Below are 17,253 nucleotides of genomic sequence, written 5' to 3'. Positions count from 1 at the left end.
CCGGAGAACGCAGGCCGGGGCAGTCTTTTGGCTTCTGGACGCAGTAAATCCATAACGCCGCCATGGCGTTATGGATTTTTTTACCCTCTAACGCAACCAATTCAGGGCAAAGATGTATAAGGTTATAGGAAAGGATGAATACTAAGCTCAGACATTCACTTAACATACCTGGCTGGGGACATCCTCTTCCCATACCGATCAGTAGTTGAAAAATCTTCTTAAGAAAGCGGGGCAGCATGTGAAATGAAAGCTACTGGAATCGTTCGCCGTATCGATGACCTCGGTCGTGTGGTCATCCCCAAGGAAATTCGTCGTACTCTACGGATCCGAGAAGGAGATCCGCTCGAAATTTTTGTAGACCGGGATGGAGAAGTCATCCTGAAGAAATACTCGCCGATCGGAGAGCTTGGAGATTTCGCCAAGGAATACGCAGAGTCCCTGTATGAAAGCACCGGCCATATTACCATTATTGCTGACCGGGATTCCTTCGTCGCTGTAGCTGGAGGCTCCAAGAAGGAGTACATGGACAAGCCGGTGGGCAATCTGCTGGAGACCGGGATGGAGAATCGCAAGACCATCCTGGAAGAAAACAAAGGCACGTACGAAATCAGCAAGGATCATCCGGAGGAGTTCTCCACCTTTGTTGCGGCTCCCATTGTCGCCGGCGGTGACCCGATTGGCTGTGTGCTGATGCTGAACAAGGACGAGTCTGTCAAGATGGGCCAAATGGAAGTGAAAATGGCGGAAACCGCCGCTGCTTTCCTTGGCAAGCAAATGGAACAGTAAACCGGCGGTGTAAAGCCCCCTGCATGACTGCACAACCTCAGCTCCTGCTCGCAACGAAGCTCTCCCTTGGAGAGCGGGATGCGGCGGGAGCTTTTTGATGATCGGGTTCTGCATTGGCGGTGCCGGAAATTGCATGTCTTTTGAGTCAAGCCGTCCTTTGAGCGTATAATGGGCTGTACATGACAATTCAGTGAGAGATCTGCAAGGAATGGTGGTCAGCTTATGAAAACAGGGGAAGCGGGGGCAAGGCTTCTGAAGGGGGCCTTTATCCTGAGCGCGGCGGCGATCGGCTCGAAGCTGATCGGGACGCTTCAAAAGATACCGCTGCAGAATATAGGCGGAGACGCCGTGTTCGGCATTTATAATACGGTGAATCCACTGTATACCATGATGATTACCCTCGCAGCAGCGGGATTTCCGCTTGCGCTGTCCAAGTTCGTGGCGGAGGCCGAGGCGGCGGGCCGGCCTCAGGACAGCCGGCGCCTGCTGCGGATATCGAGCCTGTTCCTGATCAGCTTGGGGCTGGTGCTGGGGCTGCTGCTGTATACAACAGCCCCGCTGCTCGGAAGCTGGATCGGCAGTGAGCAGGTGGTGCCGGCTCTGCAGGCCTCTGCGCTGGCGCTGCTTTTTGTGCCGTGGATGGCGCTGCTGCGCGGCTATTTTCAAGGGCTGCACAATGTGGTGCCGACAGCGGTATCCCAGATTGCAGAGCAGAGCATTCGGGTCATCGTCATGATTACGCTGCTGCTGTATATGCTTCAGCAGGGGGCGTCTGCACCACAAATTACGGCCGGGGCGATGCTCGGCTCGGCCGCCGGCGGAGTCGCAGGCCTGCTTGTGATGCTGCTATACTGGCGCAAGAGCCGTGGAAAGAAAAGGGCTGCGGCGAAGGATTCCGGAACTCCCGGTTTCACAGAGCCAGCGTGGTCGCGGCAAGCCGGGTTTCAGCAAAGCCAGCGGAGCGCGGGGGAGGTCCATCTGGGCGAGGCCAGCGCCCTGAGGATTCTGAAGGTGCTGGCTGCTTATGCGCTGCCCGTGTGCCTCAGCGCCCTGGCGATCCCGCTGATCGGCCTGGTGGACTCCTTCACCGTACCCCGGTCCCTGCTGAGCAGCGGGTTGTCGGAGGACGGCATGCTGGCCCGGTTCGGCATTTACAACCGGGGGCTGCCGCTTGTCCAGCTGGTCACGATGCTGGCGGCGTCGTTGTCGGTGCTGTTCATCCCGGCGCTGGCGGAAGCGCGCTACCGGGGACAGCATGAGCTGGCGGCCCGGCAGAGCGAGCTCGCCCTGCGCTGGTTCTGGCTGCTCGGTCTGGCTGCGTCCGCAGGACTTGCGGTGCTGGCCGAGCCTGTCAATTTGATGCTGTACGAGGATGCCGCAGGCAGCGATGTGCTGCGCTGGGTTGCGCTCACCGCGGTGTTTGGCACGGTGAGCATTATTACGGCCGCGCTGCTGCAGGGCGCGGGCCTGGTCCGGGCGCCAGCTTTGCATTTGCTGGCGGCGGCCCTGCTCAAGCTGGGGCTGAACCTGGCGCTTGTGCCCCAGCTCGGCATTACCGGCGCGGCGATTGCCGGTGTCGCCGCGCATGGCACCGCAGCAGCGCTCAATACCTCGCTGCTGGTGCGTCATGCAGGTGTCAGGCTATCCGCCGCACACCTGCTCCTGCGGCCCGCGCTGGTGACCGCGGGCCTGGTGCTGGCCGCCTGGGCCGCGTCAACCGCGGCGGGCGGCCTGGCAGCCGCGGCCGGGCTGGGCACCGGCCGCATGAGCGCCGCCGCCGCAAGCTTGGCCGGCGTGGCGGCAGGGGCCGGCGCCTTTGTGGCCGGCGCCGTCTGGACGAAGCTCCTCTCAGAGGAGGAGCTTCACCTGCTGCCGAAGATCGGCCGGCCGCTGGCCGCCCTGCTTACGCGCCTGCGGCTGCTGCGTTGACGCGCTGTCTCTCACGCCGAGCTCTGTGGAAGCCACCGCGTGCACGTCTCGGCTCCGCCATCCGAGCGAGCAGCCAGCATGTCTGTGACAGCTTCACGCCCACGCCTGCTTATACGTTGCCGCTGCGCACGCCTTACCGCCTACTGCAGCGGCGGACGTGAGTTGCACCGGCGCCTGTGGTATAGTAGACTACGATACTACCGCTGTAGAAGCATCAGCGGACGAAGACGGAGGAAGCCCCATGAGTGCAGCGATTACAGTGGTCGGACTGGGTTCGGGGAATGCCGACAGACTGACCTTAGGCATGTTCAAGACTCTTCAAGGGGCTGACAGGGTATATGTGCGCACTCTGAAGCACCCGGTAATTGATGATTTGCGTGAGACAGGCATAGAGATGAAGTCCTTTGACTCCGTATATGAAAGCTATGACACCTTCCCGGAGGTGTATGAGCATATTGCTGCGTCATTGATCAAGCTGGCTCTTGCCGGCGAGGGAGAGATTGTGTATGCCGTTCCCGGCCATCCCATGGTGGCGGAGGCAACCGTACGGCTGCTGCGGGAGCGTTGTCCGGAGCAGGGCATTGCCCTGAAGGTGCTGGGAGGCGAAAGCTTTCTCGACGAAGCGTTCGTACGTCTCGGGTTTGACCCGATTGAAGGCTTTCAGCTGCTGGATGCCGGCGGGCTGTCGGCTTCACGGCTTCAGCCCCAGCTGCACACCCTGATCGGTCAGGTGTATGATATGTTTACCGCCTCCGAGGTGAAGCTTGCGCTGATGGAGGTGTACCCGGATGACTATGAGGTCATTGTCGGGCATGCGCTGGGCGTGGAGGGACAGGAATCCATTCAGCACATTCCGCTGTATGAGCTGGACCGTGTAGAGGGTTATGGAAATCTGTCTCTCGTCTATGTGCCCCGCAGCGATGATGAGCAGCTGCGCCGGCGCAGCTTTGACCGTCTGCATGAGATTGTAGCCGTGCTCCGCAGTCCTGAGGGCTGTCCGTGGGACCGGGAGCAGACGCATCAATCCATCCGCAAGAACCTCATTGAGGAAACGTACGAAGTGCTGGAAACGATTGATGAGGATGATCCCGATCATATGCAGGAGGAGCTCGGAGATCTGCTGCTGCAGATTATGCTTCACTCGCAGATGGAGGAAGAGATCGGTACCTTCACCGTCAGAGATGTCATTGGCTCCTTGAATGACAAGCTGATCTTCCGGCATCCGCATGTATTTGGCGACACCTCTGCGAAGGATGCCGAGGACGCCTTGCAGAATTGGGAGCAGATGAAGGCGGAGGAGAAGCTGAGAAAAGGACAGACCGCGTCCTCCACATCGGTGCTGGACGGCGTTCCCCGGGATCTGCCGGCGCTGATGAAGGCCTACAAGCTGCAGAAGAAGGCGGCCAAGGTGGGCTTCGACTGGGATGACATCTCCGGGGTGTTCCAGAAGATTGAAGAAGAGCTGGCGGAGCTACGGGAAGCCGTAGAGCAGGGACTGTCTCCGGAGGAGCAGGCTCTTGAGCTGGGAGACCTGCTCTTTGCAGCCTGCAATGCTGCGCGCTTTATCCAGGCTGATCCCGAGGAGGCTCTATCCCGAACCAACCGCAAGTTTACCGAGCGCTTTCACTATATCGAGGAGCAGCTGTCGGCCCGGGGCGAGGATATTCACAAGACGCCTGTAAACGTCATGGAAGAGCTGTGGCAGTCCGCGAAGACATCCGGGGGCAGGGACAAGGCATAAAGGAGCGTGAAATTTGCCGATAAATAGGCAGATTTTCAAAAAAATCGCCCCCAAAGGCAGGAATTCGCTCCCCCATCCAGAATTACACTTGATAGGCAAGCCCGAGTAAACAGATGGAATCACGGTGCTTGCTATTACACACATTTTTCGAAATATTGGGAGGATTTTAACTCATGAACAAAACAGATCTCGTCAACAACATTTCCAGTAAAAGCGGTTTGTCTAAAAAAGACGTGGAGAACGTTCTGAACGGTTTCCTCGGTGAAATTACAGATGCATTGGCAAGCGGTGACAAGGTACAGCTGATCGGCTTCGGTACCTTCGAAACACGCAAGCGTGCAGGCCGCACAGGCCGTAACCCGCAAACCGGCAACACCATTGAAATTCCAGAATCCAACGTTCCTGCATTCAAGGCAGGCAACAAGCTTAAAGAAGCTGTCAACTAATGCGTCTCGATAAATTCCTTAAGGTATCCAGACTCATCAAGCGCCGCACCGTGGCGAAGGACGTTTCGGAGCAGGGCCGGGTATATATTAACGGCCGTGAATCGAAGCCGAGCGGCACGGTCAAGGTCGGAGACGAGATTACGGTCCAGTTCGGACAGAAGCTGGTCACCGTCCGGGTAGAGCGCCTGGTGGACACCACCCGCAAGGATGAGGCTGCAAGCCTCTACACTCTGGTTAAGGAAGAGCCGATCGCGAAAGACAACGATTTAAACTGGCAATAACGGCATTGCCGTCCAAGACATCCTCTCCGCCGTCGGAGAGGATGTTTTTTTATCATCCGCCGGAGGGTGCTGCTCGCGGGAGCCATCATTCCGGTTCTAATTGCATCCCTGTCCCCATATGCTGTTGGTATAAGGGAGGGGTACATGCCATGATGGACCAAAAAAACAAGCCGCACGATATGCGGCTGCACAGCCGCAAGCTGCTGGACATGACCGGTGTCAAAAATGTAGAAAGCTTTGACAGTGAAGAATTTCTTCTGCAGACCGAGCTGGGGCATTTAAGCATCCGCGGCCAGAATTTACATATCAAGAACCTGAGTTTGGAGGAGGGCATCCTCTCCATTGAAGGCTTGATCCATTCCTTTGCCTACCTCAATCCCGGGAATCAGGCCAAACCGAAGAGCTTGCTGGGCAAGCTGTTTAAATGAACCCCCATGAGCAGTGGATGACGCTGCTCTGGATGATGGTTTCCGGAGCAGCAATGGGAATGGCCTATGACAGCTACCGGGTGCTGGCAGGAGAGCTTCGTTTCCCGAAATGGTCGGTGCATGTGATCGATTTGCTGTACTGGATCGGCGCAGCGCTGTTCGTATTCCGTATGCTGTACGCCGCCAATCACGGGCAGCTTCGATTCTATGTTTTTGTTGGTCTTTTTGCCGGGGTATGGATCTATTTTTTAATCGGGAGTGTTACAACCAGGCGTTTTGTGGTAATGTTAGTTCAGGCAGCAATGTCATTGCTGTCCATTTTGACGACTTTACTGGACGTCTTGCTATGGAAGCCATTGAAGCTGTTGTTTTCCTTGCTGAAAGGAAGCCTGAAGCTGATTTGGCGGTTGATGATGGTTGTGCTTCAAGTGGTTTGGAAGCTGCTGACGCCGCTCAGGGCCATCCTGAGGTGGATTTGCTCCCCAATCATTTCCCGGCTCTCTATGCCGGCATGGGGGAAGAAGGCAGCGGACAAGTTCAAGGCAGTCTGGAAACGCTGGTTTTAGGAGGGATAGGCCATGGCCAGAGCGGGTACAGGACGCAGAGCCGACGTAGAACGTAAAGCAGAGGCAGTGCGCAAAGAGGATTCCCCCGATACAGCCAGGAATGCGGGGGCCAAGCGGCGAAAGAGGTTATACGCCGTGGTGATGCTTTCGTTTGTGGTTTGGGCAGGGATCACGCTGTACAGCCAGTATGGCCAGATCCAGAGCACCAGCAGCGCGCTTGCTGAGAAGCAAGGCGAAGAGAGGGCCGTAAAGGCTGCACTGAAGGAGCTTAACCTGGAAGTGGAGCGTCTGCAGGATCCGGAGTACATTGGGCAGATGGCCCGTAAGAAATTTGGGCTGTATCCGCCGAATGAGGTTCCGATCATCCAGCCGCAGGAATAAGGTAGTATAGCCTGCGAAACCGCGGCATCACTCTGTTGACCTCTTTTCGGTCATTGGGTATAATCAAATCACCGTAGCGAGATTCACAATGTGACTGTATATTTCTAAGGGAGGATCATTTTATTCTATGGCAATTGAAGTGGGCACCAAGTTAGAGGGCAAGGTGACAGGTATAACGCATTTTGGAGCATTTGTGGATCTGTCAGGAGGTGTCACGGGTCTCGTTCACATCTCGGAGATCGCCGATAATTACGTAAAGGACGTTAACGATCATTTGAAGATCGGTGATGTCGTAACCGTAAAGGTGATCAACGTCGACAAGGATGGCAAGATCGGTCTCTCGATCAAGCAGACTGTCGATAAGCCGGCTTCTTCGGAAAGCCGTCCACCACGCGGACCTAGACCGGAACGCAGCGGCGGAGGCGGCGGAGAGCGATTTGGAGGCGGCGGTGGAGGATTCAACCGTGAACGCGGCGGACGCCCGTTTAAGCCTGCGGTCAACAAGCCTTCATTTGAGGATAAAATGTCGCGCTTCCTGAAAGACAGTGAGGAACGCATCTCTTCACTTAAGAAAAATACGGAGGGCAAACGCGGCGGACGCGGTGCCAAACGTATGTAGTCCGATCCTAAATAGATCAGAACCGCAGAAGGAAATTTCCTTCTGCGGTTTTTTTGTCAGCTGGTCCGAGCGTCCGACAGGTTACAACGGGATCCTCCCGGATCTGATGCCGCCTTCCCCAAAGGGTTCTGCAAAAAACCGCGCATTCGTTACCCGCGAAGCCCTCGTTTGAAACGCTGAAAGCGGTCTGACCCTAGAGCCGGGGGGAGGTTGTCTGGCTGACAGACCGCCCGGCTTTTTTGTCGGAAATTTCTTGGACACATACCCGGTGTTCTGACAAACTTTCTAAATCCTTGCTTTTATAATGGGACCTACAAACAAATTCGTGATGAATGGGGTGCCAGGATAATGGATAAAAGAAATGTGGTTATGTTTCCGGGGACAGGGACGGTAAAAAGAGGCGCGGGGGCGTTGTACAGCCGTTTGGGCGTTACTCTGGGGTCATTGTCGGCACTGAAGCGCCCTTTGGATATGCTGGCTGCAAAAAAGTGGATGATTCTATTAAGCTTTATGGGCTTTCTGCTGGGCCGGGCCACAATTCTGGACGAGCTGTCACCGTTTGCTGCGGCCTTCTTCGCCGTCATCGTATTTGTTCGCCGGGATTATTTGCTGCCGGTAGGCGCAGCCGTGATGGCAGGCAGCCTGTTCGCCCCTTATCCTAATATGCTGATCATTCCGGCGGAGATGATCATCTTCTACCTGATACTGCGCGGGCTGGAATCCTACGAGCGGGCAGAGCTCTCTTACGCGCCGATGATGGTGTTCGTTTCTACCTTTGTGGTGAACCTGTTCGCGACGCTGGTCGGTCCGTCCATGACCTGGTACAGCATGATGATGCTTACGCTGGACGCGGTGCTGAGCTTTGTCCTGACTCTGGTGTTTATCCAGGCGATCCCGGTCCTGACCTTCCGCAAGAAAAATTATATGCTAAAAAACGAAGAAATTTTGTGTTTGATCATCCTGCTCGCCTCGGTCATGACAGGAGCGGTAGGCTGGGCTGTGCACGGCTTGTCAGCCGAGCATGTGCTCTCCCGGTACTTGATCCTGCTGTTCGCCCTGGTGGGGGGAGCGCCGCTCGGCGCTTCCGTCGGCGTCGTTACAGGCCTCATTTTGAGTCTCGCGGACATATCTGCCTTTGCCCAGATGAGCCTGTTAGCCTTCGCCGGGATGCTGGCCGGCATGCTGCGCGAGGGCAAAAAAGCCGGCGTTTCCCTCGGCATGCTGCTCGGCGCCACAATCCTATCGATTTATTTCAATAAACCGGAGCAGGTGCTGCTCTCCACCTGGGAGACTTGTGCTGCGATTGGCCTTTTCCTGATCACCCCCAAGAGCTTCTTCCAGATGATCGGCAAATACGTGCCGGGCACGCAGGACCACACCCGATCGCAGCATGAATATGCGAAGCGCGTCAGGGATTTGACCGCCGAGCGCGTCACCCAGTTCTCCCAGGTGTTCCGCCAGCTGTCCCAAAGCTTCGGGCAGGCGACGCAAAGCATGCATCCGCCCGGCAAGCAGGCGGAGGAAATGAATCATTTTATGGACGCCGCGGCGCAGGGCACCTGTGCAGCCTGCTTTAAGCAGAGCCACTGCTGGGACGCTAAATTTTATCAAACCTATAAATATATGTCCGACATCATGACGTCGATTGAGAACAAGCCGGATCTTAGAGCCGAGGAGCTGCCGCCAGAGCTGGGTAAATTTTGTACCAAGCGGGAGGAAGTGGTGGAGGTGCTGAAGCAGCAGTATCATCTATATCAAAATGATATGCAGTGGAAGCGCCAGATATTCGACAGCCGGCATCTGGTTGCGGAGCAGCTGTCGGGGGTGTCCCAGGTGATGGAGGATCTCGCCCGGGAAATTAAAAGAGAGAGCCAGACGATGCACATTCAGGAGGAGCAGATTCGCGAGGCGCTGCTGCAGCTGGGCTTGTCCGTGCAGGGCATTGATATTATCAGTCTCGACTCCGGTCATGTAGAAATCGAGATCATTCATGCCTATACCAAGGGATACGATGAATGCCGCAAAATCATTGCCCCGATGCTGTCAGATATCATTGGAGAGCATATTGCCGTTGTGGGAGAGGTATTGACCCATCCCAAGGACGGACTGGCCACGGTCCGGTTCAAGTCCGCCAAAACCTTTGAGATCACAACCGGCGTCGCCGCCGCTGCGAAGGGTGGAGATCTGCTGTCAGGTGACAGCTTCAGCACAGTAGAGCTGGGGAACGGAACATTTGCAGTCGCGTTAAGTGATGGTATGGGGAATGGGGAGCGGGCCCGGCTGGAGAGCAGCTCGGCACTGAATATTTTGGAACAGCTGCTGCAGTCCGGCATGGATGAGCGTCTCGCTATCAAATCGGTCAATTCGATCTTAATGCTCCGCTCGCCGGAGGAAATTTACGCCACCGTGGATATGGCGCTAATTGACCAATATTCTGCTCAAACGACGTTTATGAAGATCGGCAGCACGCCAAGCTTTATCAAGCGCGGGAAAGAGGTCATCCCGGTGACAGCTAGCAATCTGCCGATTGGCATTATTCAGGATATAGAGGTCGATTTTGTGTCGCTGCAGCTGCAGGCAGGAGATGTGCTCATTATGATGACGGACGGTATTTATGATGCTCCAGGCTATGCAGTGAATAAAGAAATCTGGATGAAGCGTATTATTCAAGAGGTGGATAGCAGCGATCCTCAGGAAATTGCGGATATGTTACTGGAAAAGGTCATTCGCTATCAGCAAAATCATATTCATGATGATATGACGGTCGTCGTCGGGCGGGTAGATCATTTCCATCCGGAATGGGCGAACGTACATGTGCCTGGCTTCTCCAGAATGGAAAGGCCGCGCACGGTAAGCTGAGCCGATGTCCTCACAATATCTAATCTTGTAAACAGGGATCTCTTGCAGTCTTTCAAGTTCGAGGATATCGGGTTTGAACTCTCTGAAATACGGAAATACTAGAGAGCAAAGCCGGTTGGCAACAGAACGGGAGGAGATTGCAATAATGAAACAAATCCTGCTAATTACGGATGGATGCTCTAATGTTGGAGAGAGTCCGGTTATGGCTGCAGCCCATGCGCTGCAGGAGGGCATCACGGTGAACGTCATCGGGGTGCTTGATTACGGCATGATTGGCGAGCTGGGAGAGCTGGAAATCCGCGAGATTGCCAAGGCCGGAGGCGGGCTTCACCAGGTGGTGGGCACTCCGCAGCTGGCAAGAACGATGCAGATGATGACCCGCAAGACCGTGGTGCAGACGATTCAGCAGGCGGTGAACCAGGAGATTCGCCATATTCTTGGAAGCGGAGATCTTAGCACTCTCCCCCCGGACAAAAGAGCAGAGGTGGTGCAGGTCGTCGATGAGCTCAGCGAAACCTCCTCCTTGCAGGTTGCGCTGCTCATTGACGCCAGTGCAAGCATGAAGCCGAAGCTTGCCGCCGTGGAGGAGGCGATCCGGGACCTGATGCTGAGCTTAAAGGCGCGCTCTGGCCGCAGCAGGCTGTCCGTGTTCCACTTTCCGGGCCGGGGGAGCGGGGAAAATGTGGTCAAGGATGTAGACTGGACCGGGAATCTCGAAGGCGTCAGGAGCCTGTTCGGCCGCCTGCAGATGAAGGGAGCCACGCCGACAGGACCCGCGCTTCTAGGGGTGATTGATGAATTCCGTTATGGTACACTGGAATATAATCAAGAGAGGCGGGAACTTTCCGGCCAAGAGGAAGGGATGCTCGGTGACTACGTCGTCTGAGACAGGCTGTGCCCCCGGCACGGTCATTACAGGCAAGTGGCATCATAGTCAGTATGTGGTAGAACGTTTGCTGGGCTCCGGCGCGAACGGCAGCGTGTATCTGGTGCGCCGCCGGGGGCAGGAGCAGCGGTATGCCCTCAAGATGGGATACGATACATTGGAGCTGCAGTCAGAGATTAACGTTCTTAAGGCGCTAAATCGGCAGTTCACGAAGCCGTATTTCATCGAGGCTGATGACGCCAGGGAGCCGGGTCTGGAGGCTGCCTTCTATGTCATGCGATATGTGGAGGGGGTGCAGCTTCGGCAGTTTATCCGCGTGCGCGGCCGGGAGTGGCTGGGCTTGATTGGCTTGAAGTTGCTGGAGCGGCTCTCTTCCCTGCACCGGCTGGGCTATGTGTTCGGTGATTTAAAGCCGGAGAATGTGCTGGTATCTCCCTACGGAAGTGTGGAGCTGATCGACTTCGGCGGGGTCAGCGCAGAAGGTAAGAGCGTGAAGCAGTTTACGGAGTGGTATGACCGGGGCTACTGGAATGCCGGCTCCAGAACCGGCGATGAAGCCTATGATTTGTTCTCGTTTGCCGTGATGTGTATACATCTTCTCGATGAGAAGGGCCTTCGGGAAGCGTCAGCGCAGCTCCCTCAGGTCCGGGGGGTTCATGATCTGGAGGCTGTGGTGCGAAAATGTCCCCATATCAAGCCATATGCGGCCTGGCTAAGCCGGGCATTAAGAGGCGGATTCGCAAACTCACGGGAAGCGATGAACGCGTGGAAGCGGGGCGTTTATGCCCGCCCTCTTCCCACTATCAAGAGGACGCCCCGGTGGCTCCGGCGTTCCTTTGTCCTCTCCCTGCTGCTTATGGGAGCGGCATTATATTTGTTTTTGGCTACATAGGAGATCATATGGGCCGAAACGGGTTAATATCATCATAAGACACAGGTGCATGGGTAAAGGGGTATGAAATGGTGGAAGGTGTAACAAATTTGCAGCAGCTAAGTGAAGAAATAGAGCAGCTGGCCTCGGAGAATGGATTATGGTCACGTGGAGATACGGTCGTGGCTGCAGTTTCCGGCGGACCGGACTCTATGGCCCTGCTGCTCACGCTGCATCATATTTCCACGGTCCTCACTCCCTTGAAGCTGGTCTGTGCCCACGTGCATCACGGATTCCGTCAGGAATCGGATCAGGAGGCACAGCTTGTTGAGGCTCTGTGTGCCCGGCTTGCGATCCCGTTTGAAATGGCTGCAGTGGATGTGCCGGCCTACATCCGGGAGAGCGGCAGGAATGCGCAGGACGCTGCGCGATCCAAGCGGTATGCATTTTTATTTGAAATCGCGGGAAAATACAGAGCGAGGTCCATTGCATTGGCTCACCATGGTGATGACCAGGCAGAAACCGTCTTGATGCGGCTGCTGCGCGGAAGCGGTCCCTCCGGGCTCTCTGGCATGAAGCTGATCCGGCTTCAGGATGGCATTCAGCTGATCCGGCCTTTTCTGCGCCGCAGCAAAGCCGATCTGGTGGCGATATGCCGTCAGAGCGGAGTGGATTATGCGGTGGATGACAGCAATGAGCAGACGAAGTATCGACGAAATGCAGTGCGGCTGCAGGTGCTTCCGTTTCTGGAGGAGTACAATCCCCGGATTTTATCCTCCCTTGTGCAGACGGCGGAGATTATCGGAAGCGAGGATGATTACATGGAGAGCGCTGCACAGGAGACCTATACGGCCCTGGTGCAGAAGGGGGCATACGGACCGGCCATGAGCGCGCCCTCTTTCCTGGCCCTACATGTCGCTTTACAACGGCGTTTGATTAAACTAATATTAAATTACCTGTCGCCTGACCGTGAAATTTCGGATTTTACGAAGATTGAATTGATCCGAAGACGCATTGCGCAGGACATTTCTAATTCGTGGAGTCTGGATCTAGGGGAAGGCATTTGCTGTATCCGCGAGTACGATACAGTATCCTTTATGAACGGTCCTCCCGTCTGTCTAAACTACATATATGAGCTGCATTCTCCCCAGGAGCTCGAGCTCCTGCTGCCGGAGATTCAACGCAGACTCAAGCTGGAGCTGTGGGATGAAGCAAGCCTGGAATCGCATCCCCGCATGCTGAATGCGGAAGCTTTTTTCGATGCCGATCACCTGCACTTCCCCCTGATTGTCCGTTCCAGACAGCCCGGTGACAAGATGAAGCTGATGGGATTAAACGGAAGCAAAAAGGTAAAGGATATTCTCATCAACGAGAAAATCCCTCCGTCAGCCCGCCAGGCCATTCCCATTGTTTGTGACGGGCTTGGCCGCTTGATCTGGATCCCGGGCGTACGACGTTCTGTTCACGCTGCTGTCGGGCAGCATACTACCCGTATTCTGCGCCTTACGCTGTCGGATGCGGGAGAGGCGTAATGCAGGGGACAGCCCGGCTTTTTCGTCTAGACGATACAAACACGTAGGAGGTTGTCTCAGGTTGCAGAATGACATTCAAGAAGTACTAATCAGTGAAGATGAACTACAGGCAAAGATTAAGGAACTGGGACAGAAGCTGAGCTCTGAATATGAAGGCCGCGATCCCTTGGTTATTTGCGTGCTGAAGGGCGCGTTTATTTTTATGGCGGACCTGGTTAAGAACATCACAGTACCGATTGAGCTGGACTTCATGGCGGTATCCAGCTATGGGGCTTCCACGAAATCATCCGGCGTCGTCAAGATCATCAAAGATCTCGACCAGTCGGTGGAAGGCCGCGATGTGCTGATCGTGGAGGATATTATCGACAGCGGGCTTACGCTGAGCTATTTGATCAAGCTGCTGGAGGACCGCAAGGCGAAGACGGTGTCTGTAGTGACGCTCTTTGACAAGCCTTCCGGACGCACCGTAGAACTGACGGCGGACTATACCGGCTTTGTGATTCCAGATGCCTTCATCGTGGGCTACGGCCTGGATTATGCCGAGCATTACCGCAACCTCCCTTATATCGGGATTTTGAAACCGGAGATTTACAGCAGCTGACATGGCTGACCGCAGCCGTTCCTATCGGCCGGTCCTTCGCTTTGTTGAGATAGCCAGACAGGCTGTGTTAAAATATCTTATGTGTCTTTGAGAGGAGGTAGGGGATGAGTCGGTTCATCCGGAATTCTGGTTTTTATTTGATTCTATTTTTAGTCGTGGTGGGCATCGTACAATTCGTGACCCAAGGGAACGAAGTAGCCGATACCCCTAGGTATGATGAGCTGCGGCAAGAGATTAAGGCCGATAATATTAAGGAAATTACGGCTCAATTTGACGGTTATGCTTACTTGGTAACCGGCTCATATAGAGAGCCTAGAGGCGAAGAGGAATTTGAAGATTTCTCAACCTACATCCCGGCAACGGATGCTGCGATGGATGAGCTCGTGAGCGCCAGCGAAGCTAACGAGGTAGCCTTTAATATTAAGAAAACGGAAGGACCCAGCATTTGGCTGACGCTGCTGTCCTCCTTTATTCCGCTGATCATTATGTTCGCATTGTTCTTCTTCCTGTTCAATCAGGCTCAGGGTGGCGGCGGCAAGGTCATGAACTTTGGCAAGAGCAAGGCCCGCCTGTATAACGAAGAGAAGAAGAAGGTTACATTCCAGGATGTGGCCGGTGCGGATGAAGAGAAGCAGGAACTGGTGGAGGTTGTCGACTTCCTGAAAGATCCGCGCAAGTTTAACACGGTAGGAGCCCGCATTCCGAAGGGCGTGCTGCTTGTAGGCCCTCCGGGTACGGGTAAGACGCTTCTTGCTCGTGCTGTTGCCGGTGAAGCCGGCGTTCCGTTCTTCAGCATCTCAGGTTCTGACTTCGTCGAAATGTTTGTCGGTGTCGGTGCATCCCGTGTCCGGGATTTGTTTGAGAATGCGAAGAAGAATGCCCCATGTATTATCTTTATTGACGAGATTGACGCTGTCGGTCGTCAGCGCGGCGCCGGCTTGGGCGGCGGCCACGATGAGCGCGAGCAGACACTGAACCAGCTCCTGGTTGAGATGGATGGCTTCGGTGCGAACGAAGGCATTATTATCGTTGCTGCAACCAACCGTCCGGACATTCTGGACCCTGCATTGCTGCGTCCTGGACGTTTTGACCGCCAGATCACGGTGGACCGTCCGGATGTGAAGGGTCGCGAAGCGGTACTGAACGTTCACGCCCGTAACAAGCCGCTCACGAAAGACGTGAAGATGGATGTTATTGCGAAGCGGACGACAGGCTTTACAGGTGCGGACCTGGAGAACCTCCTGAACGAGGCAGCCCTGCTCGCTGCACGGCGCAACCGGAAGGATATCTCCATGCAAGAGGTTGACGAGGCGATTGACCGTGTCATCGTCGGTACAGAGAAGCGCAGCCGCGTGATCAGTGACCGCGAGAAGCGGATTGTTGCTTATCATGAAGCGGGCCATACCATCGTTGGTTACTTCCTGGAGCATGCCGATATGGTTCATAAGGTAACAATCATTCCGCGTGGACGCGCGGGCGGATATGTGATTATGCTGCCGAAGGAAGACCGTATGCTCGTGACGAAGCAGGAGCTTCTGGACCGGGTTACCGGCTTGCTGGGCGGACGCGTAGCGGAGGAGCTGTTTATCGGCGAAATCGGTACCGGTGCATACAGTGACTTCCAGCAGGCAACGAGCATTGTCCGCAGCATGATTGTGGAGTACGGCATGAGCGAGAAGCTCGGACCGATGCAGTTCGGCACTTCTCAGGGACAGGTGTTCCTGGGCCGGGATATCGGACACGAGCAGAACTACAGTGATCAGATCGCATATGAGATCGATCAGGAAATGCAGCATTTCATTCAGGATTGCTATGAGAAATGCCGCCAGCTCCTGACCGAGCATGCGAAGGAAGTGCATCTGATTGCAAACACCTTGCTGGAGAAGGAAACGCTGGAGCTGGATCAGATCAAGCAATTGATCGAGACAGGTTCTGTGGATTCCGGCAATGACGGTGAAGGCGGCTCCTCCGAGAGCGGTGAACCCGTCATCGACAGCATTGGAGACGTACGTGTTCGCATTCAGGGCAAAGACCAGGAAGAGCGTTCCAATACGGGAGAAATTCCGAACAATCCAATGGACAATGATCAGCCGGAGAACAGCAATCCCGACGATAAGCCTCCAGGCGGGTCAGACCAAGGCGGCGGCAGATTAACGTAGTAATATCGCCAAAACTGACGCTGCAGCGTTATATACAGATAGAACCGGAGAACATCCCTTGTTTTCCGGTTTTTTTTGTGCATCTTATCACGTTGACAGCCGGGAGAACGTTGTGTACATTAGGTGTTAACTAGCAGGTGTTTCTTTTCACAAGGTAGATGGGCATCTGTACTCAAATTGCTGCGGCCTGACAATCTGGCCGTAATACATAAAGGGAGAGGGTCAGAAGTGGAAGCTTTGGCACTGGAACGTAAAGCCGAACAGAACCGGGAGTTACGCGAACGCTTAATCCAATTGAAGAAAGAACGCAACGCTATTATTCTGGCGCATTATTATCAGCGCGATGAAATACAGGAAGTCGCAGATTTTCGGGGAGATTCCTTCCTATTAGCACAGAAAGCCGCACAAACCGACGCAGACACCATCGTATTTTGCGGTGTGCATTTCATGGGTGAAAGCGCAAAAATTCTAGCCCCGAACAAAACCGTGCTCATCCCGGATGAGCGTGCAGGCTGTCCGATGGCTGACATGGTGAACGTGGATGGACTGCGCAAGCTGAAGGCACAGCACCCTAACGCCAAGGTCGTGACTTACATTAACTCCTCGGCAGAGATTAAAGCAGAAACCGACATCTGCTGCACGTCCTCCAATGCGGTAAAGGTCATTCAGTCTGTAGATTCTGATGAAATCATCTGGGTACCGGATAAGAACCTCGGTCATTATGTACAGCAGCATACGGACAAGAAGATGATTATTTGGGAAGGATACTGCAACACGCATGATATGCTGACCGTCAAAGATGTCATGGAGATGAAGGCCAAGTATCCAGGGGCGGAGTTTGTCGTTCATCCGGAATGCCGGCCAGAGGTTGTAGAGCTGGGTGATTTCGTAGGCAGCACGACGGCCATTTTGGAATATTGCAAGAATTCTCCGGCGAAAGAATTTATCGTGGGTACCGAGGATGGAACCGGCTATCAGCTTCGGGTAGATAGTCCGGATAAAGCTTTTCATTTTGCTACCAAGTTTCTCGTATGTCCGAATATGAAGGTCAATAATTTGAAGAAGCTGGTGAAATGCCTGGAAACGATGAAGCCGCAAATTTACGTTCCGCCGGCCGTAGCCGATAAGGCACGGGCATCGCTCGAACGCATGCTGCAGGTGAAATAGG

The 17,253-nt window shown here is 54.8% G+C and carries 16 protein-coding genes; all 16 read left to right on the top strand.

The window, feature by feature from the left end; all coding sequences use genetic code 11:
* Positions 1-243: 243 nt before the first annotated feature.
* The 16 genes from spoVT to nadA all read left to right on the top strand — a co-directional run bounded on the left by spoVT (position 244) and on the right by nadA (position 17,252).
* A complete protein-coding gene (spoVT, locus tag ACH6EH_RS17795) occupies positions 244-786 on the top strand; it encodes a stage V sporulation protein T (RefSeq protein WP_138223929.1) in 543 nt (180 codons plus the stop codon).
* A 222-nt stretch (positions 787-1,008) separates the two neighbouring features.
* Positions 1,009-2,715, top strand: a complete 1,707-nt coding sequence (locus tag ACH6EH_RS17790; protein ID WP_397333282.1) for a putative polysaccharide biosynthesis protein — start codon at positions 1,009-1,011, stop codon at positions 2,713-2,715.
* 241 nt (positions 2,716-2,956) lie between these two features.
* A complete protein-coding gene (gene yabN, locus ACH6EH_RS17785) occupies positions 2,957-4,456 on the top strand; it encodes a bifunctional methyltransferase/pyrophosphohydrolase YabN (RefSeq protein WP_397333281.1) in 1,500 nt (499 codons plus the stop codon).
* Positions 4,457-4,629: 173 nt separating this feature from the next.
* Positions 4,630-4,902 (top strand): HU family DNA-binding protein, encoded by a 273-nt coding sequence (locus ACH6EH_RS17780; RefSeq protein ID WP_138223932.1) that lies wholly within the window; start codon positions 4,630-4,632, stop codon positions 4,900-4,902.
* Positions 4,902-5,183 (top strand): RNA-binding S4 domain-containing protein, encoded by a 282-nt coding sequence (locus tag ACH6EH_RS17775; RefSeq protein ID WP_138223933.1) that lies wholly within the window; start codon positions 4,902-4,904, stop codon positions 5,181-5,183. Before ACH6EH_RS17780 ends, ACH6EH_RS17775 begins: the two co-directional genes overlap by 1 nt.
* 149 nt (positions 5,184-5,332) lie before the next feature.
* Complete coding sequence (yabP, locus tag ACH6EH_RS17770; RefSeq protein WP_397333280.1) at positions 5,333-5,611, top strand: sporulation protein YabP; 279 nt, start codon at positions 5,333-5,335, stop codon at positions 5,609-5,611.
* Positions 5,608-6,177 carry a spore cortex biosynthesis protein YabQ gene (yabQ, locus tag ACH6EH_RS17765; protein WP_138223935.1) on the top strand — a complete coding sequence of 190 codons (570 nt, stop codon included), beginning with the start codon at positions 5,608-5,610 and terminating at the stop codon, positions 6,175-6,177. Before yabP ends, yabQ begins: the two co-directional genes overlap by 4 nt.
* 12 nt (positions 6,178-6,189) lie before the next feature.
* Positions 6,190-6,558: an FtsB family cell division protein gene (locus ACH6EH_RS17760; RefSeq protein ID WP_397333279.1), complete on the top strand. Its 369-nt coding sequence runs from the start codon at positions 6,190-6,192 to the stop codon at positions 6,556-6,558.
* A gap of 127 nt (positions 6,559-6,685) precedes the next feature.
* Complete coding sequence (locus tag ACH6EH_RS17755) at positions 6,686-7,177, top strand: S1 domain-containing RNA-binding protein (RefSeq protein ID WP_138223937.1); 492 nt, start codon at positions 6,686-6,688, stop codon at positions 7,175-7,177.
* A 348-nt stretch (positions 7,178-7,525) separates the two neighbouring features.
* The gene (gene spoIIE / locus ACH6EH_RS17750; protein ID WP_397333278.1) at positions 7,526-10,036 is read left to right on the top strand and encodes a stage II sporulation protein E; all 2,511 of its coding nucleotides are present in this window, start codon (positions 7,526-7,528) and stop codon (positions 10,034-10,036) included.
* Between the two features lie 145 nt (positions 10,037-10,181).
* Positions 10,182-10,922 (top strand): vWA domain-containing protein, encoded by a 741-nt coding sequence (locus ACH6EH_RS17745; protein WP_138227548.1) that lies wholly within the window; start codon positions 10,182-10,184, stop codon positions 10,920-10,922.
* Positions 10,906-11,814, top strand: coding sequence for a serine/threonine protein kinase (locus ACH6EH_RS17740; RefSeq protein WP_397333277.1), 909 nt, complete (start codon positions 10,906-10,908; stop codon positions 11,812-11,814). The genes ACH6EH_RS17745 and ACH6EH_RS17740 overlap by 17 nt, the downstream gene beginning before the upstream one ends.
* Before the next feature lie 68 nt (positions 11,815-11,882).
* Positions 11,883-13,325, top strand: a complete 1,443-nt coding sequence (gene tilS, locus ACH6EH_RS17735) for a tRNA lysidine(34) synthetase TilS (RefSeq protein ID WP_397333276.1) — start codon at positions 11,883-11,885, stop codon at positions 13,323-13,325.
* A 61-nt stretch (positions 13,326-13,386) separates the two neighbouring features.
* Positions 13,387-13,926 (top strand): hypoxanthine phosphoribosyltransferase, encoded by a 540-nt coding sequence (gene hpt / locus ACH6EH_RS17730; protein ID WP_397333275.1) that lies wholly within the window; start codon positions 13,387-13,389, stop codon positions 13,924-13,926.
* Between the two features lie 104 nt (positions 13,927-14,030).
* Positions 14,031-16,085, top strand: a complete 2,055-nt coding sequence (gene ftsH, locus ACH6EH_RS17725; protein WP_397333274.1) for an ATP-dependent zinc metalloprotease FtsH — start codon at positions 14,031-14,033, stop codon at positions 16,083-16,085.
* Between the two features lie 228 nt (positions 16,086-16,313).
* Positions 16,314-17,252: a quinolinate synthase NadA gene (gene nadA / locus ACH6EH_RS17720; RefSeq protein ID WP_138223943.1), complete on the top strand. Its 939-nt coding sequence runs from the start codon at positions 16,314-16,316 to the stop codon at positions 17,250-17,252.
* The last annotated feature ends 1 nt before the right edge of the window (position 17,253 follow it).

Origin of the sequence: Paenibacillus sp. JSM ZJ436 (assembly GCF_044383795.1) — a bacterium.
GTDB classification, from domain to species: Bacteria; Bacillota; Bacilli; order Paenibacillales; family Paenibacillaceae; genus Paenibacillus_AQ; species Paenibacillus_AQ algicola.
This window is presented reverse-complemented; position numbering and strand designations above follow the sequence as displayed.

What these genes read in the sequence shown, in the direction of transcription:
- spoVT (WP_138223929.1), top strand. Translation starts at nt 244, where the DNA reads ATGAAAGCTACTGGAATCGTTCGCCGTATCGATGACCTCGGTCGTGTG.
- ACH6EH_RS17790 (WP_397333282.1), top strand. Translation starts at nt 1,009, where the DNA reads ATGAAAACAGGGGAAGCGGGGGCAAGGCTTCTGAAGGGGGCCTTTATC.
- yabN (WP_397333281.1), top strand. Translation starts at nt 2,957, where the DNA reads ATGAGTGCAGCGATTACAGTGGTCGGACTGGGTTCGGGGAATGCCGAC.
- ACH6EH_RS17780 (WP_138223932.1), top strand. Translation starts at nt 4,630, where the DNA reads ATGAACAAAACAGATCTCGTCAACAACATTTCCAGTAAAAGCGGTTTG.
- ACH6EH_RS17775 (WP_138223933.1), top strand. Translation starts at nt 4,902, where the DNA reads ATGCGTCTCGATAAATTCCTTAAGGTATCCAGACTCATCAAGCGCCGC.
- yabP (WP_397333280.1), top strand. Translation starts at nt 5,333, where the DNA reads ATGATGGACCAAAAAAACAAGCCGCACGATATGCGGCTGCACAGCCGC.
- yabQ (WP_138223935.1), top strand. Translation starts at nt 5,608, where the DNA reads ATGAACCCCCATGAGCAGTGGATGACGCTGCTCTGGATGATGGTTTCC.
- ACH6EH_RS17760 (WP_397333279.1), top strand. Translation starts at nt 6,190, where the DNA reads ATGGCCAGAGCGGGTACAGGACGCAGAGCCGACGTAGAACGTAAAGCA.
- ACH6EH_RS17755 (WP_138223937.1), top strand. Translation starts at nt 6,686, where the DNA reads ATGGCAATTGAAGTGGGCACCAAGTTAGAGGGCAAGGTGACAGGTATA.
- spoIIE (WP_397333278.1), top strand. Translation starts at nt 7,526, where the DNA reads ATGGATAAAAGAAATGTGGTTATGTTTCCGGGGACAGGGACGGTAAAA.
- ACH6EH_RS17745 (WP_138227548.1), top strand. Translation starts at nt 10,182, where the DNA reads ATGAAACAAATCCTGCTAATTACGGATGGATGCTCTAATGTTGGAGAG.
- tilS (WP_397333276.1), top strand. Translation starts at nt 11,883, where the DNA reads ATGGTGGAAGGTGTAACAAATTTGCAGCAGCTAAGTGAAGAAATAGAG.
- ftsH (WP_397333274.1), top strand. Translation starts at nt 14,031, where the DNA reads ATGAGTCGGTTCATCCGGAATTCTGGTTTTTATTTGATTCTATTTTTA.